The following is a 22,919-nucleotide window of genomic DNA, read 5'->3' as shown; positions in this document are numbered from 1 at the left end:
GCAAAGTGTTATATTGTGTATATGTTGTTTTATCAACACATATATATTTCGAATAAAATAAACATAAAAGGAACATTATCATGAAAGAAAAAATTGCACAGCTTATCTCAAATAACGTAGAAGGAATCGAAATGTCAGATATCATGGCTTCAATCGAGATCCCCCCACGCCCTGATATGGGTGATTTTGCATTTCCTTGCTTCAGACTGGCAAAGGTGCTCAGAAAAGCCCCAAATATGATTGCAGCCGATATAAAGGAAGCCATAGGAGATGTAGATTTCATCGAGAAGATCGATGTAGCAGGTGCATACCTGAACTTCTATATCAAGAAAGATGTATTTGTAAAGACAATGATAGAGGCAGCCAACACAGATGACTTCGGCAAATCCGATATAGGCGAGGGACAGACCATATGTATTGACTACTCATCTCCTAATGTTGCAAAGAATTTCCATGTTGGCCATCTCAGAACTACAATAATCGGTAACTCTCTTTACAAGATTCATTCCAAGCTTGGATACAATGTTGTAAGAATAAATCACCTTGGCGATTGGGGCACACAGTTTGGTAAGCTTATCGTAGCTTACAAGGCATGGGGTTCAAAGGAAGCTGTTGAGAAGGATGGAATCTCAGAGCTCATGAAGCTGTATGTGAAGTTCCATGAAGAGGCTGACAAGAATCCAGAGCTTGTTGACGAGGCAAGAGCATGGTTCAACAAGATGGAAAATGGAGACGAGGAAGCACTCAGCATATGGCAGTGGTTCAAGGATATAAGTCTTGTTGAATACAAGAGAACATACAACCTCCTCGGAATGGATTTCGACTACTATCTTGGAGAGAGTTTCTATAGAGACAAGTGCCAGGCTGTTGTGGACAAGGTTAAGGCTGCCGGTCTTCTGAAGGAGAGCGAAGGTGCTATGATCGTTGATCTCTCAGATTACGATATGGCTCCATGTATCATAACCAAGAAAGACGGAAGCTCAATATACGCAACAAGAGATCTTGCTGCTATATTCTATAGAAAAGACACATATCACTTCTCAAAGTGCTTATATGTAACCGGTCAGGAGCAGAAACTTCATTTTGCACAGGTATTCAAGGTAGTTGAGCTTCTTGGAAACGAATGGGCAAAGGATCAGCTTGTTCACATTCCTTATGGTCTTGTAAGTCTTGAGGGAGCAAAGCTTTCTACCAGAAGCGGTAATATCATATACGCAGAGGATATTCTGAAGGATGCCATTGCAAAGAGTCTTGAGATAATCACCGAAAAGAGCCCAAATCTTCCAAACAAGGAGGATGTAGCCAAGAAAGTTGGTGTTGGTGCTGTTCTTTTCAATGACTTATATAACCAGAGAATCAAGGATGTATCATTTAGCTGGGATAAGGTTCTCAACTTTGATGGTGAGACAGGTCCTTATGTTCAGTATACACATGCAAGATGCTGCAGCGTTGTAAGACTTGCTGAGTCATTCGATCCATCAAAACCGGTTAACTACAGTCTCATTACAGAGCAGGATGCCATAGAGTTATTAAAAGAGATCAACAGATTCCCATCTGTGATCAAGGATGCTGCTGATAAGTATGAGCCATCTGTTGTAGCAAGATATGCAGTTGATGTTGCTCAGGCATTTAACAAGTTCTATAACTCAACAAGAATCAATGTAGATGATGTTGAGCTCAAGAATGCAAGAGTTATGCTCACATATCTCACTAAGAATACAATATCTGAGGCACTTAACCTACTTGGAATCGAAGCTCCAGAGGCAATGTAATCAGTGTTTCTTCTATATTAATATATGACCATATAACCTGGTTAAAGAAAAAGAGAATGTTTCACGTGAAACATTCTCTTTTTCTCATATATCTCCAGGAACCATTTTAAATTATATTGTCATAGATATTATTGTTTTTGATACTTTTCTCTAAATAATATTACTAATGATATTTCTGTTCTGAATATTTTCATCTGGCTGTCATTGTTCTGGATATTATTGTTCTGAGTATTATCGTTCTGAGTATTATCGTTCTGAAGATTCCATTCTGAAGATTCCATTCTGAATATTTCATTCTGAATATTTCATTCTGAATATTGTCTTCTAAACACTATTTTCCAGACATCATTGTTTCGAAATTATTATCCTAGATAATTTTGTTCTGAATATCTTTACTTCAGGTATTTTTTTCTTATATCTGAATATTTTTAGGTATTCTTCTCTTGTTTTTCTAAGTTTTACAGTTTTCTTTGTGAAGAAATTGTTTATTACAATAACAAAATCATATTTCTAACCATATTACGTATTATATAATCTCTTCTGTTATATTCCTTTATATACTTCTATATTCTACATTGCGTTTTTATGAATACAGAATCTTTAAAGCTGTTAAATAATAAATTATATGGTGATTTAAATAATTTCAATAAATAGATCATTTGTATATTTAATTTTGCTTTAATATTATATATATTTGAATGTTTCACGTGAAACTTTATGATAAACGTATTTCAACTCAAACTTCAGATATCGCATACATTTGTTTTCTACACTTATAAATCTTTTACATCTTGTTTGTTGTTTCTGCTACCTTATTATTCATTTACCTTATTATTCATTTACATTATTACAAAGTATTTTACAACTCAATTATCACTCCATGAACTACTTTTCTGATTTATTTGATAATATTCATGTTTCACGTGAAACATTTTCATCATTACATATAATATTTATATGTCTAAGTAATCCACATATAATAATTGTACTTTCTTGTCTATTATTCTGATTTTTCAAAGAATTTCCAGAACTTTCAAGCATAGTCAATACTTTACTTACCTTTTTAACCATTAATTCAATTATAAAATGTTTCACGTGAAACTTTACCCATATAACGAATACAAAACATGCACCCACTATTTATCAGATTTTACACAGTTTAATTGCCACTTTGTATACGATATTATCCATTCATTAGATAATAGAATGTTTCACGTGAAACATTTTATTAAACATCATATTTTTTCTGTATTTTGTAGAATTAGCACTTTATAAGTGCTATAATAGACAAGCACTATTTATAACATAAAATATCATCATATTTTATCTATATTAAATAAGCAAACAACAATGTTTCACGTGAAACATTCTTTTTTTGAATGAAAAGGAGACAAAATGGGCAGAATTATAGCGATTGCTAACCAGAAAGGTGGCGTTGGCAAGACAACAACAGCCATAAACCTTGCCGCATGTCTGGCAACAAAGGGTAAAAAGGTTCTGGCCGTTGATATGGATCCACAGGGCAATATGACAAGTGGATTAGGTGTAGACAGGGATTCTCTTGAATACACAGTCTATGATATGTTGAGAAATGAGTGCAACATAGGAGAATGTATGCTCATAAACGTATATCCTGGTCTTAATCTCATTCCTGCCAACAGAGAACTGGCAGGTGCTGAGGTTGAATTTGTCGGAATGGAGGATATGCAGCACATTCTTAAGACACATATCAAGAAGGTAAAGAACAAATTTGATTACGTTATCATTGATTGTCCTCCTGCACTTGGAATGCTTACTGTAAATGCTCTTACAGCAGCAAATACGGTACTTGTACCTATTCAATGTGAATTTTTCGCACTGGATGGTCTCTCACAGTTGGTATACACTATTGAACTGATAAGAAAAAATCTGAACAGACTTCTTACTATAGAAGGTGTTGTATTTACAATGTTTGACTCAAGAACCAATTTATCAGTTCAGGTTGTTGAAAATGTAAAAGAAAACCTCAAACAGCACATATACAACACAGTTATACCGAGAAATGTCAGACTTGCTGAAGCGCCAAGTTACGGAATGCCAATAATTGAGTATGATCCAAGATCAGCCGGAGCTGAGCATTATATGATGTTGGCAGATGAAGTTATAGAAAATGACTACTATAGATAATGGAGGGCTAATATGGCACAGAAAAAAGGTTTAGGAAGAGGTTTGAACGACCTTTTAGGCACTTCAGAGGCTTCAAAGCCGTCCCGAAGTAGAAATAATCAGCAAAACTCCTCTGAAAACACAAGTAAAGAGGTAAAAACAGTAACCAAAGAGGTTGTGAAGGAAGTTGTAAAAGAGGTTGAACAGAAGATTAAAATCAATCTCATTGAGCCAAATAAGTCACAGCCAAGAAAGCAGTTTGATGAAGAGGCATTACAGGAATTATCTGATTCCATTAAGAAATATGGTGTTCTTGAGCCTCTGATTGTCACTAAAAAAGGCGATTATTATGAGATAATTGCAGGTGAAAGACGTTGGAGAGCTGCCAGAATGGCAGGAATAAAGGAAGTTCCTGTAGTTATACGTGATTATACTGACAAAGAAATAATGGAGATTTCTCTTATAGAGAATATTCAGAGAGAAGATCTGAATCCAATTGAAGAAGCTGAGGCTTATGAATCTCTTATATCGGAATATAATCTCAAGCAGGAAGAAGTTGCAGAGAGAGTATCAAAAAGCAGATCAACCATAACCAATTCTCTCCGACTTCTGAAGCTTTGCGAGGATGTAAGACAGATGGTCATGTATAATATGATATCAACAGGACATGCCAGAGCACTTATTCCTATAGAAGATCCCAAATTACAGTACGAAACGGCTGCAATTGTATACGATCAGAAGCTCAGTGTTAGAGAAACAGAGGCATATGTAAAGGCAATTCTGGAGAAAAAACCGGAAAAAGAGGAAAAACAGAAGCCTCAAAAGGATTTATCCGTCTTCTATTCTGATATAGAGAACAAATTAAAGTCAATTTTAGGTGCAAAGATAGCTATAAAGGCATCTAATAACGACAAAGGCAAAATTGAGATAAACTACTATTCTCAGGACGAGCTTGACCGAATAACAGAGATGCTTTACTCAATCAATAAAGAAATGATGTAGTAACCATCTGCATCATACATATGCACAATCAAGGAAGGACAATATTATAATGGAAAGTTCCATATTACAAAAAATAGGTATTGATCCTGCCTACATACTAATTGGTATGCTGGTTCTCATAATAGCCTTGTTTGTACTATTATTCATATTGATGGGCAATATTAAAAATAGAAACAAACAGATAAAAAGGCTGTTGAGCGGAACTCAGGCAGGTGATCTTGAAGATATTATCATGAAAAGATTCGCTGAGATGGATGCTGTAAAAAACAATTCCAAGCGACTCACAAAGGAACATAAGGAAATACAGAGTCATCTTTCAGCATGTGTCAGTAAAATTGGTCTTGTAAAGTATAATGCATTTGAAGGAATGGGTGGTAATCTAAGTTTTGCACTTGCTCTTCTGGATACAGAGAACAATGGTGTCGTACTCAACTGTATGCATACCAGAGAAGGCTGTTTTAACTATGCAAAAGAGATCATAGGTGGTGAAGCATATGTTGCACTGTCAGAAGAGGAAAAAGAGGCTATTGAACGAGCTAAAACCCTCGAGGATGAAATAGCTGAAAACAAACTAAAATAACCATATTTCAAAAAAATATTATACAAAACATGCAACGTACAAATGTGTATGAAACACATAAAATAGAAAAGCGTATAAAGCACAAAAGTATATAAAATGCAAAAGCGTATAAAACGTAAAATCGCTAAAACGATAAGAACAAGATTTATAAAATAAACAAGAAAATAAAAAGAAACAAAAACATGAAAATATATTATGTAGCTACATTATTATAATGTATTTTCAAATAAATTTATATATTTAATAGGAGGATATCATGATTGATATTAAATTCTTAAGAGAAAACCCAGACGTAGTAAAACAGAATATAAAGAATAAATTCCAGAATGACAAACTTCCACTTGTCGATGAAGTAATAGAGCTTGACAAACAGGCTCGTGCTGCTCAGCAGGAAGCTGATACACTCAGAGCAAACAAGAATGCAATAGCAAAGCAGATTGGTGCTCTTATGGCTCAGGGAAAGAAGGAAGAGGCTGAGGAAGTTAAGAAGCAGGTTGCTGAGACATCAGCAAGACTCAAGGAGCTTGAAGCTTTAGAGCCTGAGCTCAAGGAGAAGGTTAAGAAGATCATGATGATAATTCCTAACATCATTGATCCATCAGTTCCTATAGGAAAGGATGACTCAGAGAATGTAGAGGTTCAGAAGTATGGTGAGCCTGTTGTTCCTGACTTTGAGATTCCTTATCATGCAGATATCATGGAGGCACTTGGAGGAATTGACCTCGATTCAGCAAGAAAAGTTGCAGGAAACGGCTTCTACTATCTCATGGGCGACATAGCAAGACTTCACTCTGCTATTATCTCATACGCAAGAGATTTTATGATAGACAGAGGATTCACATATTGTATTCCACCTTTCATGATCAGAAGCAACGTTGTCACAGGTGTTATGAGCTTTGCTGAGATGGATGCCATGATGTATAAGATTGAGGGTGAGGATCTGTATCTCATCGGAACTTCAGAGCACTCAATGATCGGTAAGTTCATCGACACTATCATTCCTGAGGATGAGCTTCCAAAGACTCTTACAAGCTACTCACCTTGCTTCAGAAAAGAGAAGGGTGCTCACGGAATTGAGGAGAGAGGTGTATACAGAATCCATCAGTTTGAGAAGCAGGAAATGATCGTTGTATGTAAGCCTGAGGACAGCAAGATGTGGTTTGACAAGCTGTGGCAGAACACAGTTGATCTCTTCAGATCAATGGATATCCCTGTAAGAACACTTGAGTGTTGTTCTGGAGATCTTGCAGATCTCAAGGTTAAGTCTGTAGATGTTGAGGCATGGTCACCTCGTCAGAAGAAATACTTCGAGGTTGGAAGCTGTTCAAACCTTGGCGATGCACAGGCAAGAAGACTTCAGATCAGAGTAAAGGGCGAGGATGGCAAGAAGTATCTCGCTCATACACTCAACAATACAGTTGTTGCTCCACCAAGAATGCTTATCGCTTTCCTTGAGAACAATCTCCAGGCTGACGGAAGAGTCAGAATTCCAGAGAAGCTTCGTCCATACATGGGTGGAAAAGAGTATCTTGAGAAGACAGGAAAGTAATAATATAAATAAAAACATACAACAAGGGAGGTGTCGGAATGCATAGTTTTCTTCCATCTATAGGCTTTACTAACATAAAAAACAGACAGCAGCTTGAACCTATATACAGGCAGATCCTTGAATCGCCTGACAGGAAATTTATATCAACTATAAGTGCTGACACCTGTCTTGTACAATTCAGCAAAGACTTTGGGGAGAGATTTGGAATATCGCTTGTAGGTGAAATGTCAAAGGATGGCTCAATATCCATTGAGTATTATTTTCCTTACGTCACATCAAAGCTTTTGACCGATGACGAAAATATATACGTTGAGAAATATTCTGACAAGAGAGCATATGCCGGTGTTAGCAGTGATTTCAGTCTTGGAATGACTCTTATTTTCTTCATAACCAACATAGCAGACTATGAAAAATCATTGTGGATGAACAGATCAAACAAGTACTTTTCAAAGGCGTATTTTTCCGGTCTGTCAGTAAATGGTATGATTATTCTTGATGTGGATGATCACAGTGATAAAAATACATCCTACGGCAATGCAAAGAGAAGTAAACTCATCGAGGCTGCAAAGAAGGGTGATCCGGACGCAATAGAAAGTCTTACTCTTGAAGATATGGACACCTATAACACCATTGGAAGAAGGACTCACAAAGAGGATGTTCTGTCCATAGTGAAATCAAGCTTCATGCCTGTCGGTATTGAGACTGATCACTACGCAGTTATAGGAACTATCACATCATATATCGAGACAACCAACAGCTATACAAATGAATCGATATATCTGATTGATGTAGAAAGCAATGATCTGACATTTACCGTAGCGATCAACAAAAACCATCTTCTGGGTGAACCTGCTCCGGGAAGAAGATTCAAGGGTGATGTGTGGCTTCAGGGGCATATAGTTAATCCTTGACTATAAACTCTATAAATGTTACACTTATAATTGATGTGCATCTGTAGCTCAGCAGGATAGAGCGTCCGCCTCCTAAGCGGAAGGTCGTGGGTTCGAATCCCGTCAGGTGCACTATTTTTCACTAATAAATTTTCTAAAGGGACATGACTATGAATTATATTGTTATGGATCTTGAATGGAATCAAAGCTACAATGGGCATATGGGTGAACATCCACGTATGCCTTTTGAAATTATAGAGATTGGTGCCGTTAAGGTAGATAAGAATCTCAACATCATTGACGAATACTCAAGTCTTATCAAACCAAAAATTTATAAGAAATTACATTCAAAGATCAGAACAATTCTGAACTATGATGAGGATGACCTGAGTCTCGGAAGAGGATTCAAGGAAGTCTGTTCAGAATTTCTTGACTGGTGTGGAAAAGATTACATATTCTGCACATGGGGACCTATGGACCTCACAGAGCTTCAGACTAATATGGACTTTTATTATATGGACAAGCTTCCTAGGCCACTTAAGTTTCTGAATCTCCAAAGTATATATGCAAGCGTTACGAATACCTCAGGAATACCTCAGAGTATGAGTAAACTTGAAAAAGCGGTCAGTGAGATGAATATTCCGGAAAATGAACCATTTCACACAGCTCTCAACGATGCAAGATACACCGCACTTGTTATGAAAGAGATGAAAGCCAAGAATATAAATCAGCTTTACAGCTTTGATCTCTATATAACACCTAAGAATAAAGAAGAAGAGATTGAAGTATCTCATAATAACCAGTACGAATATATCTCAAGGGGTTTCAGAAATAAACATGCAGCACTGGACGATGAAAAAGTAACTCAGATTCGTTGTTACAAATGCAGCAAGAAGGTCAAGACACATATTGACTGGTTTGCAAATAGTCCATCATCGTACATGTGTGTTGGAAAATGCTGGATGCATGGTTATTTTTGTGGCAAGATAAAATTCAAATCTGTAAACAATAACTATTATGTTCACAAGACAATAAAACCTATCGACAAACAGGGTATAGAGGCAATTAAACAAAAACAGGAAGATATTCGTGAAAAAAGAAAAGAAAAAAGACATATGAAATCTTCAAACTAAAAAATAAAACAGCCATTTAAGGCTGTTTTATTTTTTTATGCTATTGGCTTTTTAGCAGCTCCCGCTTTTCTCGGGTACTTGTTGTCTGTATTTGCAATCTTCTTTACAAACACAAAGCTTCTCTGGTTATTGGTCTCCGGTATATTCGTATTAAATATGTTCTCGACCTGTCCCCCAAGAATCCTGATTGCTTTCTTTCCATCCCGCATCTCTTCCGGCAAAGCATTTGACTTATAAGATACAAAATATCCACCCGGCTTGACAAATGGAATACACCATTCCGACAGAGTTGCAAGATTGGCAACTGCCCTGGATACAGCCAGATCATATTTTTCTCTATGCATCTCATCTCTGCCTCCATCCTCTGCTCTTGAATGAACAGTGTGGATATCCTGCAGTCCAAGTTCATCTATAACTTCATCGAGGAACTTTAATCTCTTATTCAACGAATCCATAAGTGTTATATTCAGCTCTGGAAAAGCAATCTTCAGAGGAATTCCCGGAAATCCTGCACCTGTACCAACATCTATAACGTCAATATTCTCATGAAGATCTTTATACTTTGAAAGAAGCAGACTGTCAGCAAAATGCTTTATTATTACATCTTCCTTCTCAGTTATGGCTGTAAGATTCATTACCTTATTCCACTCAACCAGAATATCATAATATTTTGAAAATTGTTCTATCTGCTTATCACTCAATTCCAGACCAAACTGTTTTGTTATGGAATTTAATCTGTCCATATTGTTCTCCTTCAACAAATTATTCTGAATAACTTCTATACCAGTTTAGTCTCTACCCTTCATCTTGAGATACACCAGCAATACTGATATATCAGCCGGAGAAACTCCTGATATTCTTGACGCCTGTCCAATATTTTCAGGTCTGATGAGAGACAGCTTCTGTCTGGCCTCGATTCTGAGATTTGATATATCATTATAGTCAATATCTGCCGGCAGCTTTTTCTTCTCCAGCTTCTTAAACTGATTTACCTGCTGATTCTGTCTGTCTATATATCCCTGATATTTTATGGTTATATTTATCTGTTCTATAACATCATCCGGAAGTTTGGTTCTTCCCTCATCTATTGGATCAATCGCCTCATATGACAGTTCCGGTCTTCTTATAAGTTCTGCAAGAGATGCAGCAGTCTTAAGTCCTGTACTTCCAAGATTCTCAAGAAACTTCTGTATGGTTGAATTTGCTCCAACCATGGTGCTCTCAAGTCTCTGTATCTCATCCATTATCTGTTGTCTCTTCTTTGTAAATGCAGCATATCTCTTGTCATCTATAAGACCGATCTCATGTCCAATCTCCGTGAGCCTCAGATCAGCGTTATCCTGTCTGAGAAGAAGTCTGTACTCAGCTCTGGATGTCATCATTCTGTATGGCTCCGATGTCTCTTTTGTGACAAGATCATCTATAAGAACTCCTATATATGCCTGTGATCTGTCAAGAACCACCGCTTCCTTGCCCTGTACTTTTCTGGCAGCATTGATTCCTGCCATTATACCCTGGGCTGCAGCCTCCTCATATCCTGAACTTCCATTTATCTGGCCGGCACCAAAAAGTCCTGATACACTCTTAAACTCCAGAGAAGGTTTTAAGTTAATGGCATTTATACAATCATACTCGATGGCATAAGCATTCCTTATTATCTTTGCATTCTCCAGTCCCTTCATGCTGTGTATCATCTCATACTGAACATCCTCAGGAAGAGAGCTGCTCATTCCACCCATATACATCTCATTCGTATATTCACCCTCAGGCTCAATAAATATCTGATGTCTGGTCTTATCAGGGAATTTCGTAACCTTATCCTCAATGGAAGGGCAGTATCTTGGTCCTGTACCCTCGATCACGCCTGAAAACAGAGGTGATCTGTCTATATTATCTCTGATTATCTCATGTGTCTTCTCATTTGTGTAACAGAGCCAGCATGATATTTGATCACGTCTTATATCCGCCTCAGTATTTGTAAATGAGAATGGAACTATCTTCTCATCGCCCTTCTGTTCCTCCATCTGAGAAAAATCTATCGTTCTTTTATCCAGTCTGGCAGGGGTTCCCGTCTTGAATCTTCTTATCTCTATCCCTGCATTCTTCATGGAATCTGACAAATAATTAGCTGCCATAAGTCCATTAGGTCCGGTGTGATATACGACATCTCCGTATATACATCTCGCCTTGAGGTATGTTCCTGTACACAGAACCACAGCCTTTGCAAAATAAGTTGCTCCCGAATATGTCTTTACACCCTTAACCACATTATCCTCGATAATAATTTCCGACACCTCTGCCTGTCTCAATGTGAGATTATCCGTATTCTCAAGGGTGTGCTTCATGGTTCTGGAATAATTTGCCTTGTCTGCCTGGGCACGAAGAGAGTGAACCGCCGGACCCTTAGACGCATTAAGCATCTTTGACTGAATATACGTCTTGTCTATATTCTTGCCCATCTCTCCGCCAAGTGCATCTATTTCCCTTACCAGATGTCCCTTAGAGCTTCCTCCTACATTCGGATTACATGGCATCATGGCCACACTGTCCATACTCACCGTAAAAATAATAGTATTCAGACCAAGTCTTGCACTTGCAAGAGCTGCCTCACATCCTGCATGTCCTGCCCCCACAACTACCACATCATATTCTTCATTCAAAACAGGCATACAAATGTCCTCCTTCCAGTACCTTATATCCTGCAATCTATTTTCCCATACAGAATTCCTTAAATATCTTATCAGCCAGATCATCTCTGGCAGTTTCACCTATTATCAAACCGAGATGTTCATACGCATCCATGAGATCAATGGAAAAAAAGTCTTCCTCCATTCCCATATCTATGCTTTCTTTAACCTTTAACAGTGCATTTTTGGTGCACACAAGTTCATTTTTGTGTCGGGTATTAGTGATATAAAGCTGATCATTATATGTCAGTGTACCCTCAAAAAACATCCTGTTCAGAAGCTCATACAATTCTTCACTGCCATCACCGGTCAGTGCTGACAACTGAATTATATCTGCATCTATATATTTCTTAATATCCGATTCGTCTATCTTCTTTTCCAGATCAGATTTGTTGAGTATCACAACAACATTCTTATCCTGTATTCTGGACATGATCCTGTGATCGTTCTCATCCAGGTCAATTGAACTGTCTACCACATAGAGCACAAGATCAGCTTTATCCACAGACTCTAATGCCTTATCCACACCTATCTTCTCAACTACATCATCTGTATCTCTTATTCCCGCAGTGTCAACTATGTTCAGAGTTATACCTCTTACATTTATCACTTCACTGAGCGTATCCCTGGTTGTGCCGGCCATATCTGTTACAATCGCCCTTTCTTCGCCCACAAACATATTCATCAGCGAAGACTTACCCGCATTCGGTTTACCAACAATAACCGTATTTATTCCCTCAGACAACACTTTTCCATTGTCAAATGTTGTCAAAAGGTTATCCACACTATCTACAAGGTTATCCACAATTATTTCTAACTTTTGTGGAAAACCATCCAGACTATAGTGTTCAGGATCATCCAAAGCAGATTCAATAAACGCCACATTGTACAGAATCTGTTCTCTCATATCAATGATCTTATCCCTAAGTCTTCCCTGAAGCTGCTCCACAGATGTTCTGGCTGCAAAGTCATTCTTTGCATTTATTATATCCATGACGGATTCTGCCTGTGACAGATCTATCCTTCCACCGAGGAATGCTCTCTTTGTAAATTCTCCAGGTTCGGCTGCCCTTGCACCACATTTTATTACCAGATCAAGTATCTTTCGGAGAACTACTATGCCTCCGTGACACTGAAGTTCACACACATCCTCACATGTGTACGTATGGGGAGCCTTCATGACCAGAAGTATAGCCTCATCTATCATTCTGTCATCCTCATACACACCACCAAATGCAGCAGTGTAAGATTTCATATTTACCGCTTTTTTGTTTTTATTTGCAGCGCGGAACAACATGTCTGTTATCTCACATGCCCTGTCTCCGCTGATCCTTATTATTCCAACTCCGGCATTACTCATACCGGTGGTTATAGCTGCAATGGTATCTTCCTTGAACATATCTGTCTTACACTTTTCCTTTCACCGTGATTAAACAACCTATCTATGTAGTGTACAACATTACCAATTCATTTTCCATATAAAAAGACTAAACTGCAACAAAAAAGAGACCATTTTCTCAAATGATCTCTTTCCTGTCACCATAAAATATTGCGATGATCTTTACACGCATCAGCGTGACTATTATTTCTTCTTGAGATATACAATAACCTTACGATATGGCTCCTCGCCCTCGCTTCTGGTTGCTACATACTTGTCGTTCTGAAGAGTAGCATGGATTATTCTTCTCTCATAAGGATTCATTGGCTCAAGAGCAAATGATCTCTTTGATCTCTTAACCTTGAATGCTATATTCTTGGCAAGATTCTCAAGTGTCTCTTTTCTTCTTGCTCTGTAGTTCTCTGTATCAAGCTTAACTCTGATACGTGACTCGCTCTTCTTATTGATAGCAAGTGTTATAATATACTGAAGAGCATCTAGAGTCTGTCCACGCTTTCCAATCAAAATTCCCATCTCTGGTCCCTCAAGATTGATAGACAGAACATTCTCTTCCTCATCAAAATCCATCTGGATCTCTGTCTGGATATCCATAGCCTTGAACAGGCTGTCAAGGTACTCCTTAACATCGTCCAGTAATGTCTTCTTTTTTCTTGCCTTTATGATACAAGGCTTTGAACCTATACCAAGAAATCCCTTTGTCTCTTCGCTGATAACTTCATACTCAAGATCTGTACTAGGGACTCCAAGTTCAACACTGGCCTGCATAAGGGCTTCATCTTTGGTCTTACCTTTGAATTCTAAGAATTCCATTATTTATTTCCTCCCTTATCGTTGCTATTGTTCTGGTACTTAAGCATTATATTCGCCTTAGCTCCTATACTGCCTGGTTTATAGTTTACATTTTCTCTGCGGGTTACATCATCACTGTCAACATTCACTGAATGTGCAGGATTAACATAACTCTTAAGTCTTGAAGAAGCCATCTTATTTATATTCTCTGACTGACTGTTCTCTGTTGGAACGTTACCATTCTGAGCATCCATCATTCTCTCATAGAAAGATTTCTTGTCAGGTTTCTTCTTCTTTGCCTGCTTCTTGGCAGCCTTCTCGGCACATTTTGCAAGCAGCTCATCCTTGTCCTGATGATTATAATAAGCATCAACTATAAGCTGAGATATTATCATAATAACAGAACCAACTATCCAGTAAAGACCGATAGCTATAGGAAGAGTTATACAGAATATAAGTGACATGATAGGCATGTAGTACATCATACCCTTCATCATGTTGTTGGCTGTCTGCTGATTGCTATCCATGTTGTTATTCTGTGATGACTTCATGGATATCTTTGTCTGTAAGAACTGCAGGAGAGCAGAAACGATAGGAACCACCAAAGCTATTGAAAGCTTCCATCCCGGTGCATCTGCAATATTCAGTCCAAACAGGAACTGATTCATGTTGTGGAACTGGTCAACATAGCTTGTGAGAGTAGCATTGCCTGCAAGATCAAGATTACTTATCAATTTATCCCAGTCGCTCTTGGCAAACTTGTCAAGAACATCAATGATCTGGTTTCTTGTAGGATCATCTCCCATCTGCTTAAGAGCCATTGTCACAGTGCTGACCTTTGACTCTCCGGCTACATCACTTATAGCTTTGATATAATCAGTCTTTGTACTCAATATGTCCACGATCTCGCTGTACTTCTTGGTCATTGAAGGAACATACGCAGGTATGTTCTGGATAACCCTGTACAGACCATAGAATATAGGCAGCTGTATAAGCGAAGTCAGACATCCTGATGCCATGCTGACACCATATTTTTTCTGGATCTTCTGAGTTTCCTGCTGCTGCTTCATCATTGAGTCCTGATCAGTCTTGCCTTTATATTTCTTTGTTGCCTTGGCAATTTCAGGCTGGATGAAACTCATGATCTTGGTAGATCTCTGCTGTTTGAAATATAATGGGAACAGTGCACCTCTCAGTACAAATGTGAACAATATAACACACACGCTTAAATTGACATATGTGATTCCCATATGATTTCCGATAAATCCAACGAACATATATATCCAGTTGAATATCTTACCGAGAACCCAACAAACTGGTCCGAGTATCATACCATCTTCTCTAGTTAGAAACATAATTTTCTCCTTTATGGAACTGGATCATATCCTCCTTTTGAAAAAGGATTGCATCTAAGTATCCTCCATACTGCAAGGAGACCACCTTTTAAAACTCCATACTTTTCGATAGCCTCAATTGCATACTGCGAACAAGTAGGAAAATACTTGCAGGTAGCATGTCCCTTAAGCGGTGACAAATACTTCCTGTAAAATTTGATTAAACCAATAAATATTTTTTTCATTTTTTTACCCTATGTGGCTTATCTTCTTTAACCCACACAAATGCATCAAAGCACTCTCAATGTCCTGACATTTCTTGTCCTTTGATGACGGTCTGGCTACTATCACTATGTCATAGCCAACATCAATATTTGCTCTGTTTAATCGGTAAGCTTCTCTAATCAATCTGGTTACCCTGTGTCTTACCACACTGTTACCAACTTTCTTACTAACAGAGATTCCGAGTCTGTTGTAATCCAAGCCGTTGCTTCTCAGATACATAACTAAATATTTATTGGCTACCGAATTCTTTGTGCTGTACACACTGCCAAACTCTCTGCTGTTTTTTAATGTAATCATCTTACTCATTGTGTAACCACCGAAACTTTGATTATTAGAAAAACTGTTGCTGTGACCCTATAAAAAAAGGTCACAACCATGTGACCTTACGCTGATAATTTCTTTCTTCCCTTAGCTCTTCTAGCGGCCAGTACCTTTCTGCCATTAGCAGTACTCATTCTCTTTCTAAAGCCATGAACCTTAGATCTCTGTCTCTTCTTAGGCTGGAATGTCATCTTCATTACAAAACACCTCCTTCTTTACAAATTTACTTGCCTATTATAAATAAATAGGTAATGTGAGTCAAGCCTTTTTTGCCGTTTTTCCTATATTTTATAAGGATTTCAGCCACTATTTGATAAAGGTGACGAATCGTTCTGGATTAATTAGGTGGATACATTAATATTAATCACAAAATGTTGTGGTTTCATAGATTAATCACATTTTTGTAAGCATTTAATTTTTGTTACCAGTCGCTTTACATAATGTTATCCACAATTTGTTGGTAACTTGTTGATAACTTTTTACTTTTGTGGGTTTAATTCTAAAAAACCCAGTATTTATCGCTGTTTGTGATGTTCACAAATATAAAACAGTCATTTTTTTATATTTACATAAGTTTGAAAATAATAATTATTATGAAACTTATGTAACAAAGTTATCAACATTCCATGTGGATTATACACAAATAAGATTTTTTATTAACTTTTTCATTTTTTGCCCCTTATTCTCGTTTATTTTGATTTTACCCCCAAATACGTGTACCTAACCGTATAAGCATGTAAAATCAAAATAAAGGCAATTTATCTTGTTTTTGACCTTAATATGCTTGAAATAGGGGTGCATTTATTATAAAATGTAATAGTGTTATTAATAATAGGAAGAATTATTTTTTTGAGGAAGGTTTTTTACGATGAAGGACTTAATATTAGCCAAGTGGAATGACATTTTGAATATACTTGAAAATGAACATGGAATTTCCCATATCATGATCCATACATGGATCGAACCTCTCAAGATATATTCAGTTGAGGATAACAAGGTCTATTTCACTCTGGACGAGGATTACGGACAGAGAGGCGTAGAATTTCTCAAGAGAAAATTATTTGATATATATCTTGAAACAGTTCTCAGAGAGCTCTTTCAGGACGATTCAATTCAGGTTATATTCACACTCGAGAGTCAGATGAGAAAGGATGAAAAGTCCCCTACATATTCAGAGGACTACAACGATGCCATTGCCAAGAGCAATCTCAGACCTGACTACACATTTGAGAACTTTATTGTTGGTGAGAGTAACAAGCACGCTCACGCAACATGTCTGGCAGTTGCCGATTCACCTGGACAGGACAAGTTCAATCCGCTTTTCCTGTATGGAGGATCAGGACTGGGCAAGACTCATCTTATGCAGTCCATAGCCCACTATATACTCCAGCACAATAGTAATATGAAGGTTCTCTATGTGCCATCGAACAAATTCACGAATGAGATCATAGAAGCAATCTCCAAGAATAAAACTGAAGAATTCAGAAACAAATACAGAACAGTGGATGTTCTTCTGATCGATGATATCCAGTACCTGATTGGTAAGGCAAGTACGCAGCAGGAATTCTTTGACACCTTCAACGCTCTTCATGACGAAGGTAAGCAGATAATCCTGTCGTCGGATAAGCCACCAAAGGAGATCAAGACTCTGGATGAGAGATTCAGATCAAGATTTGAGTGGGGTGTTCCTATCGACATCCACGCTCCTGATTATGAGACACGTATGGCTATCCTCAAGAACAAGGCTGAGATAAAGGGACTTACCGATATCATCAGCGAGGAGATATTTGAGTATATTGCCAACAATATAACCTACAACGTACGTGAGCTTGAGGGTGCGCTCAACAAGCTCAGCGTATATTCAGAGCTCGGAGATATCAAGATCACTGAGGAACTTGCCAAGAACGTCCTCAAGGATTTCATATCCAAGGATTCCAAGGTTACCATAACACCTGAGCTCATTATCAACACGGTTTCAGAACATACTAATATATCAGTCAGTGACATTGTATCCACGAAGAGAAGCCAGGATATAGCCACTGCCCGTCAGATATCCATGTACCTGTGCAGAAAGTACACGGACAAGGGTCTGAAGAGTATAGGAGATGCATTTGGAGGAAAGGATCACTCCACCGTGCACAGCAATATACAGAAGGTTGAAGATAAGATTGAGAAGGATCCGGAATTTGCTGAGATGGTTGACGTCATAATCAAGAAGCTTAATCCACAAAAATAGCAAGTTATCCACATTTTTATCTTATAAACTCACTTATTTGTTTATAACCTTACAAACATAACTTGATTGTATATTGTTATTTGATGTTTGTTACATGTTGTTATGTGTTTGAGAATTGTTCTTACTCCTGATGAACAGGATTTTGCCATGTTGGTAAATGGTCAGTTTATGAACAGGTTAAAATTGATTAGTAACATGGACACATAATTCTCTAAGCCTTGATTTGTAAGGGCTTGATACACTTTCAACATTATCAAAAGCACTACTACTGATACTACTAATTATCTTAATATATTTATAGTTAAGCGCTCGCACTGTTTGTTGTTATTTGAAGTTATACACACATATCATATTTTGATGATCATTATATTTGGACATGAAAGGAGATCACACTTAAAATGAAAATTTCCATAAGAAAATCTAACTTACTTCAGGGTATAAATATCGTATCAAAGGCTGTCTCCAACAAGACGACCCATCCGATACTGTCTTGTATCCTGGTTGAAGCTGCAGGCGGTGTTATTAAGCTCACAGCTAATGACATGGAGATAGGAATAGAAAGTTATGTTGACGGTACTGTTATAGAGGACGGAAAGGTTGCACTCGAGGCAAAGCTTTTCTCAGATTTCATAAGAAAGCTTCCTGACAGCGACATAACTATAGAGAGTGATAAGGACAGCAAGACACTTATCAAGTGTGAGAGACTTGAGTTCAACATACCTGGAAAGTCAGGAGAGGATTTCTCCAATCTTCCTGTTGTATCAAAGGATAAGTTCATAACCATATCTCAGTTTGCGCTGAGAGAGGTTATCAATCAGACAATATTCTCTATATCAGATAATGAGAACAATAAGCTTATGACCGGTGAGTTATTTGAGGTATCAAACAATAAGCTCAGCGTGGTTTCTCTGGATGGACACAGAATATCCATCAGATATATAGAGCTCAAGGGAGATAATTCAGACATTAAGGTTGTAGTTCCAGGAAAATCCCTCAGCGACATAAGTAAGATCATGAACGGTGGAGTTGATGATCCTGTAAATATTTATTTCACTGACAACAATATATTATTTGAGTTTGACAATACAAAGGTTGTTTCAAGACTGATAGAGGGCGAGTATTTCAGAATAAGCCACATGCTCTCAGTTGATTATCAGATCAAGATGAAGATAAACAAGAGAGAGTTCCTTGACAGTTTGGACAGAGCAACTCTTCTTATAAAGGATTCAGACAAGAAGCCTATCAGACTCAGCATTGATGACAGAACGCTCGGTCTCAAGATCAGTTCTCTCATCGGTTCTTTGAATGAGGAGATAGATATCGAGAAGGAAGGTAACAATCTTGTCATTGGATTTAATCCAAAGCTTATAATAGATGCACTCAGAGTAATTGACGATGAGAATGTAACTATTTATTTCAACAATACAAAATCTCCATGTGTTATCAAGGATGATGCAGAGACATATATCTACCTTATCCTTCCTATGGGAATCAACGAAGAGTAAGAAGGGGTGAGAATATGGAGATAATCAAGTTAAGAGATGAGTTCATAAAGCTTGGACAGGCGCTTAAGGCTGCCGGTCTGGTGGAGTCAGGAGTTGAAGCAAAGGAGGTCATAGTTCAGGGACTGGTTGTGGTTAACGGTGAGATAGAGACCAGACGTGGAAGAAAGCTTTATGATGGTGATGAAGTAGAATTTGATGGTGATAAGATAAGTATTCAGAAATAATTGTGGTCGCCATCTTGCAGATGGTGAAGGTTATGTATATAGAGTCGATAGAGCTGAGTAATTACAGAAATTACAGTAATGTGAAAGTAGAATTTGGAAAAAATACGAATATCCTGTACGGCGATAACGCCCAGGGCAAGACAAATATACTTGAATCCATATACATGGCAGCGACTACGAAGTCACACAGAAAAAATACGCAGGATAAAGATATCATAAAGATAGGTGAAGATGAGAGCCATATAAGATTATTTGTCAACAAGAAAGACATATCGCACAAGATAGATATGCATCTTCGAAAGAGCAAAAATAAGGGAGTGGCGATCGATGGCATACCCATAAGGAGGGCCACGGAATTATATGGTCTTCTCAATGTCATATTCTTTTCACCTGAAGATCTGACTATCATTAAAAATGGACCAGCCGAGAGGAGAAGGTTCATGGATCTTGAATTGTGTCAGATAAGCAGATTGTATTATCAGAATCTGGCATCATATAACAGGATACTCAATCAGCGAAATAATCTGTTAAAGCAGATTTATCATAACAGAAGTCTCATAGATACACTGGATGTGTGGAATATGCAGCTTGTGGACTATGGGTCGAGGATAATAAAAGAGAGAAGAAATTTTATCGACATGATGAATGAGATAATTGGGGAGATCCACAGTCATCTCACATCGGGCAAGGAAAAGCTGGAGATAGTGTATGAGTGCAATGTCGATGAAGATAAATTCGATGAGACACTTCAGGAAAAGACTGAGATGGATATCAGATATTCAAGTACACAGTCTGGTCCACACAGAGATGATATAAGTTTTCTCATAAATGGAATAGACGCCAGAAAATATGGTTCACAGGGACAGCAGAGAACAGTTGCCCTGTCACTCAAGATGGCGGAGATAAAACTTGTAAAAAGGATAATCAATGATAATCCGATATTGCTTCTGGACGATGTCATGAGCGAGCTGGACACCAGCAGACGTGATGCATTGATAGAAGAGATAAAAGATATACAGACTATCATAACCTGTACGGGATATGATGATTTTGTTAAAGAGCAGGTAATAATCAACAATGTTTATAGCGTGGTAGAGGGAACGGCCACCAGAGTAAGAACGGAGGAAGTATGACAATGGAAAATGATAATTATGGAGCTGAACAGATACAGGTTCTGGAGGGACTGGAAGCAGTCAGAAAGAGACCTGGTATGTACATAGGAAGTACATCCTCCACTGGACTTCACCATCTTGTATACGAGATAGTTGATAATTCTGTAGATGAGGCTCTGGCAGGATATTGTACCCACATTCAGGTGTATATAAATGAGGATAACTCCATCACTGTAGTGGATGATGGACGAGGAATTCCTGTTGGAATACATAAAAAGCAGGGAATACCTGCTGTTGAGGTGGTATTTACCATACTTCATGCCGGCGGAAAGTTCGGCGGTGGAGGATATAAGGTATCCGGAGGACTTCACGGTGTTGGAGCATCAGTTGTAAATGCACTTTCAACATGGCTTGAAGTCGAGATTACCAGAGATGGCAAGGTGTACAAGCAGAGATATGAGAAGGGCAAGGTTATGTACAAGCTTCAGGTTATAGGTGAAGCACCTGAGGGAGTATCAGGAACAAAGGTTACATTCCTGCCGGATCATACAATATTTGAAGATAACATATACGATTACGATATACTGAGAAACAGACTTCGTGAGATGGCATTCCTTACAAAGGGCCTGAAGATAAGTCTTACAGATAAGAGACTTATTCCTGAGAAGGTAAGATCATTCCACTATGAGGGTGGTATAAAGGAGTTTGTAACATATCTGAACAGACACAGAGATCCTCTGTACAATGAGGTAATCTACTGTGAGGGAGTCAGAGATGGAATAAGTGTTGAGGTGGCACTTCAGCACAATGATTCATACAATGAATCCACATACAGCTTTGTAAATAACATCAACACACCTGAGGGTGGAACACATCTGACAGGATTTAAGTCAGCCATAACAAAGGTGTTCAATGATTATGCAAGAAAGAATAATATTATCAAGGAGAAGGATGACAATCTCTCGGGTGATGATCTGAGAGAGGGACTTGCAGCCATTGTATCTATCAAGATAAGTGATCCTCAGTTCGAGGGTCAGACAAAGCAGAAGCTTGGTAATTCAGAGGCAAGACCTGCAGTTGAGAGTGTTGTAACTGAGCAGCTTACATATTATCTTGAGCAGAATCCGCAGATTGCTAAGATAATTGTGAATAAAGCGGCTGTTGCACAGAGAGCCAGAATAGCTGCAAGAAAGGCAAGGGATGTTGCAAGAAAGGCAAATCTTTCAGACAACATGGCACTTCCTGGAAAGCTTGCGGATTGTTCAGACAAGGATCCAAAGAACTGTGAGATCTACATAGTCGAGGGAGATTCCGCCGGTGGTTCAGCTAAGACAGCGAGATCAAGAGCAACACAGGCCATACTTCCACTCAGAGGTAAGATCCTTAATGTTGAGAAGGCAAGAATAGACAGAATCCTTGGAAATGAAGAGATCAAAGCCATGATCACCGCATTTGGAACAGGTATCCATGAGAACTTCAATATAGAGAAGCTTAGATATAACAAGATCATCATCATGACCGATGCCGATGTGGATGGAGCTCATATAGCAACTCTTCTCCTCACATTCTTCTACAGATTCATGCCTGATCTTATTAGAAAGGGACATGTATATCTGGCACAGCCACCACTTTACAAGCTGGAGAAGAACAAGAAGGTATGGTATGCGTACAGTGATGATGAGCTGAACAGTATACTTGATGAAGTCGGAAGAGATCAGAACAACAAGATACAGCGATACAAGGGACTTGGAGAGATGGATGCAGAACAGCTCTGGGAGACAACCATGGATCCAGAAAAACGAATTCTTCTCAGAGTGGCAATTGATGATGACGATGAGTCAGAAATCGATATGACATTCAATGTACTCATGGGAGATAAGGTTGAACCACGTCGTGAGTTTATAGAGACAAATGCCAAGTATGTAAAGAATCTCGATATATAGTATATTGATTAAA

At 38.2% G+C, this 22,919-nt stretch carries 20 protein-coding genes and 1 tRNA gene; 13 read left to right on the top strand and 8 right to left on the bottom strand.

The features are described from left to right. Positions 1 to 80: 80 nt before the first annotated feature. The 8 genes from argS (at position 81) to GT575_RS02960 (ending at position 9,071) form a co-directional block, all read left to right on the top strand. The gene (gene argS / locus GT575_RS02995; RefSeq protein WP_118757905.1) at positions 81 to 1,772 is read left to right on the top strand and encodes an arginine--tRNA ligase; all 1,692 of its coding nucleotides are present in this window, start codon (positions 81 to 83) and stop codon (positions 1,770 to 1,772) included. A gap of 1,395 nt (positions 1,773 to 3,167) precedes the next feature. Beyond that, positions 3,168 to 3,938 (top strand): ParA family protein, encoded by a 771-nt coding sequence (locus GT575_RS02990; RefSeq protein ID WP_161171453.1) that lies wholly within the window; start codon positions 3,168 to 3,170, stop codon positions 3,936 to 3,938. Positions 3,939 to 3,950: 12 nt separating this feature from the next. Beyond that, positions 3,951 to 4,919 carry a ParB/RepB/Spo0J family partition protein gene (locus GT575_RS02985; RefSeq protein ID WP_055272019.1) on the top strand — a complete coding sequence of 323 codons (969 nt, stop codon included), beginning with the start codon at positions 3,951 to 3,953 and terminating at the stop codon, positions 4,917 to 4,919. A 49-nt stretch (positions 4,920 to 4,968) separates the two neighbouring features. Beyond that, positions 4,969 to 5,499 carry a DUF4446 family protein gene (locus GT575_RS02980; RefSeq protein ID WP_022217392.1) on the top strand — a complete coding sequence of 177 codons (531 nt, stop codon included), beginning with the start codon at positions 4,969 to 4,971 and terminating at the stop codon, positions 5,497 to 5,499. Between the two features lie 256 nt (positions 5,500 to 5,755). Beyond that, positions 5,756 to 7,048, top strand: a complete 1,293-nt coding sequence (gene serS, locus GT575_RS02975; RefSeq protein ID WP_055145972.1) for a serine--tRNA ligase — start codon at positions 5,756 to 5,758, stop codon at positions 7,046 to 7,048. 38 nt (positions 7,049 to 7,086) lie between these two features. Beyond that, on the top strand, positions 7,087 to 7,959 hold the full coding sequence (locus GT575_RS02970; RefSeq protein ID WP_015534425.1) for a DUF3881 family protein: 873 nt from the start codon (positions 7,087 to 7,089) through the stop codon (positions 7,957 to 7,959). 37 nt (positions 7,960 to 7,996) lie between these two features. Further along, positions 7,997 to 8,070, top strand: a tRNA-Arg gene (locus tag GT575_RS02965). 38 nt (positions 8,071 to 8,108) lie between these two features. Beyond that, positions 8,109 to 9,071 carry a 3'-5' exonuclease gene (locus GT575_RS02960; protein ID WP_022217390.1) on the top strand — a complete coding sequence of 321 codons (963 nt, stop codon included), beginning with the start codon at positions 8,109 to 8,111 and terminating at the stop codon, positions 9,069 to 9,071. Positions 9,072 to 9,106: 35 nt separating this feature from the next. On the opposite strand, the gene rsmG is transcribed toward GT575_RS02960, so the two are convergent. The 8 genes from rsmG to rpmH form a co-directional block, all read right to left on the bottom strand. Next, positions 9,107 to 9,814 (bottom strand): 16S rRNA (guanine(527)-N(7))-methyltransferase RsmG, encoded by a 708-nt coding sequence (gene rsmG / locus GT575_RS02955; protein ID WP_015534426.1) that lies wholly within the window; start codon positions 9,812 to 9,814, stop codon positions 9,107 to 9,109. A 45-nt stretch (positions 9,815 to 9,859) separates the two neighbouring features. Then, positions 9,860 to 11,740, bottom strand: coding sequence for a tRNA uridine-5-carboxymethylaminomethyl(34) synthesis enzyme MnmG (mnmG, locus tag GT575_RS02950; RefSeq protein ID WP_022217389.1), 1,881 nt, complete (start codon positions 11,738 to 11,740; stop codon positions 9,860 to 9,862). Positions 11,741 to 11,777: 37 nt separating this feature from the next. Further along, positions 11,778 to 13,157, bottom strand: coding sequence for a tRNA uridine-5-carboxymethylaminomethyl(34) synthesis GTPase MnmE (gene mnmE / locus GT575_RS02945; protein ID WP_117549928.1), 1,380 nt, complete (start codon positions 13,155 to 13,157; stop codon positions 11,778 to 11,780). 183 nt (positions 13,158 to 13,340) lie between these two features. Further along, positions 13,341 to 13,967, bottom strand: coding sequence for an RNA-binding cell elongation regulator Jag/EloR (jag, locus tag GT575_RS02940; RefSeq protein WP_161171452.1), 627 nt, complete (start codon positions 13,965 to 13,967; stop codon positions 13,341 to 13,343). After that, a complete protein-coding gene (locus tag GT575_RS02935) occupies positions 13,967 to 15,301 on the bottom strand; it encodes a YidC/Oxa1 family membrane protein insertase (protein WP_161171451.1) in 1,335 nt (444 codons plus the stop codon). The genes jag and GT575_RS02935 overlap by 1 nt, the downstream gene beginning before the upstream one ends. 11 nt (positions 15,302 to 15,312) lie before the next feature. After that, a complete protein-coding gene (yidD, locus tag GT575_RS02930) occupies positions 15,313 to 15,525 on the bottom strand; it encodes a membrane protein insertion efficiency factor YidD (RefSeq protein ID WP_022217385.1) in 213 nt (70 codons plus the stop codon). 4 nt (positions 15,526 to 15,529) lie between these two features. Beyond that, positions 15,530 to 15,871: a ribonuclease P protein component gene (gene rnpA, locus GT575_RS02925; RefSeq protein ID WP_022217384.1), complete on the bottom strand. Its 342-nt coding sequence runs from the start codon at positions 15,869 to 15,871 to the stop codon at positions 15,530 to 15,532. A gap of 77 nt (positions 15,872 to 15,948) precedes the next feature. Next, the gene (rpmH, locus tag GT575_RS02920) at positions 15,949 to 16,083 is read right to left on the bottom strand and encodes a 50S ribosomal protein L34 (RefSeq protein WP_004852723.1); all 135 of its coding nucleotides are present in this window, start codon (positions 16,081 to 16,083) and stop codon (positions 15,949 to 15,951) included. A 671-nt stretch (positions 16,084 to 16,754) separates the two neighbouring features. Here rpmH and dnaA point away from each other — a divergent pair. The 5 genes from dnaA to gyrB all read left to right on the top strand — a co-directional run bounded on the left by dnaA (position 16,755) and on the right by gyrB (position 22,906). Then, complete coding sequence (gene dnaA / locus GT575_RS02915) at positions 16,755 to 18,122, top strand: chromosomal replication initiator protein DnaA (RefSeq protein WP_022217383.1); 1,368 nt, start codon at positions 16,755 to 16,757, stop codon at positions 18,120 to 18,122. Positions 18,123 to 18,520: 398 nt separating this feature from the next. Further along, entirely contained in the window at positions 18,521 to 19,627 is a 1,107-nt protein-coding gene (gene dnaN, locus GT575_RS02910) for a DNA polymerase III subunit beta (protein ID WP_022217382.1), read from the top strand. Positions 19,628 to 19,641: 14 nt separating this feature from the next. Continuing rightward, positions 19,642 to 19,851 (top strand): RNA-binding S4 domain-containing protein, encoded by a 210-nt coding sequence (locus tag GT575_RS02905; protein ID WP_161171450.1) that lies wholly within the window; start codon positions 19,642 to 19,644, stop codon positions 19,849 to 19,851. A gap of 32 nt (positions 19,852 to 19,883) precedes the next feature. Then, entirely contained in the window at positions 19,884 to 20,984 is a 1,101-nt protein-coding gene (recF, locus tag GT575_RS02900; protein ID WP_161171449.1) for a DNA replication/repair protein RecF, read from the top strand. Positions 20,985 to 20,986: 2 nt separating this feature from the next. Next, complete coding sequence (gene gyrB / locus GT575_RS02895) at positions 20,987 to 22,906, top strand: DNA topoisomerase (ATP-hydrolyzing) subunit B (protein WP_015534431.1); 1,920 nt, start codon at positions 20,987 to 20,989, stop codon at positions 22,904 to 22,906. Positions 22,907 to 22,919 lie beyond the last annotated feature (13 nt).

It is taken from the genome of Coprococcus sp. BIOML-A2, assembly GCF_009875795.1.
GTDB lineage: Bacteria > Bacillota > Clostridia > Lachnospirales > Lachnospiraceae > Coprococcus > Coprococcus aceti.
Note: the sequence above shows the minus strand (reverse complement) of the source record. Positions and strands in the feature narration are given on the sequence as shown.

Coding starts and splice junctions, on each gene's coding strand:
- serS (WP_055145972.1), top strand. CDS start 5,756: ATGATTGATATTAAATTCTTAAGAGAAAACCCAGACGTAGTAAAACAG.
- rnpA (WP_022217384.1), bottom strand. CDS start 15,871: ATGAGTAAGATGATTACATTAAAAAACAGCAGAGAGTTTGGCAGTGTG.
- mnmE (WP_117549928.1), bottom strand. CDS start 13,157: ATGTTCAAGGAAGATACCATTGCAGCTATAACCACCGGTATGAGTAAT.
- argS (WP_118757905.1), top strand. CDS start 81: ATGAAAGAAAAAATTGCACAGCTTATCTCAAATAACGTAGAAGGAATC.
- yidD (WP_022217385.1), bottom strand. CDS start 15,525: ATGAAAAAAATATTTATTGGTTTAATCAAATTTTACAGGAAGTATTTG.
- GT575_RS02960 (WP_022217390.1), top strand. CDS start 8,109: ATGAATTATATTGTTATGGATCTTGAATGGAATCAAAGCTACAATGGG.
- mnmG (WP_022217389.1), bottom strand. CDS start 11,740: ATGCCTGTTTTGAATGAAGAATATGATGTGGTAGTTGTGGGGGCAGGA.
- jag (WP_161171452.1), bottom strand. CDS start 13,967: ATGGAATTCTTAGAATTCAAAGGTAAGACCAAAGATGAAGCCCTTATG.
- rpmH (WP_004852723.1), bottom strand. CDS start 16,083: ATGAAGATGACATTCCAGCCTAAGAAGAGACAGAGATCTAAGGTTCAT.
- GT575_RS02905 (WP_161171450.1), top strand. CDS start 19,642: ATGGAGATAATCAAGTTAAGAGATGAGTTCATAAAGCTTGGACAGGCG.
- GT575_RS02970 (WP_015534425.1), top strand. CDS start 7,087: ATGCATAGTTTTCTTCCATCTATAGGCTTTACTAACATAAAAAACAGA.
- recF (WP_161171449.1), top strand. CDS start 19,884: ATGTATATAGAGTCGATAGAGCTGAGTAATTACAGAAATTACAGTAAT.
- gyrB (WP_015534431.1), top strand. CDS start 20,987: ATGGAAAATGATAATTATGGAGCTGAACAGATACAGGTTCTGGAGGGA.
- GT575_RS02980 (WP_022217392.1), top strand. CDS start 4,969: ATGGAAAGTTCCATATTACAAAAAATAGGTATTGATCCTGCCTACATA.
- GT575_RS02990 (WP_161171453.1), top strand. CDS start 3,168: ATGGGCAGAATTATAGCGATTGCTAACCAGAAAGGTGGCGTTGGCAAG.
- rsmG (WP_015534426.1), bottom strand. CDS start 9,814: ATGGACAGATTAAATTCCATAACAAAACAGTTTGGTCTGGAATTGAGT.
- GT575_RS02935 (WP_161171451.1), bottom strand. CDS start 15,301: ATGTTTCTAACTAGAGAAGATGGTATGATACTCGGACCAGTTTGTTGG.
- GT575_RS02985 (WP_055272019.1), top strand. CDS start 3,951: ATGGCACAGAAAAAAGGTTTAGGAAGAGGTTTGAACGACCTTTTAGGC.
- dnaN (WP_022217382.1), top strand. CDS start 18,521: ATGAAAATTTCCATAAGAAAATCTAACTTACTTCAGGGTATAAATATC.
- dnaA (WP_022217383.1), top strand. CDS start 16,755: ATGAAGGACTTAATATTAGCCAAGTGGAATGACATTTTGAATATACTT.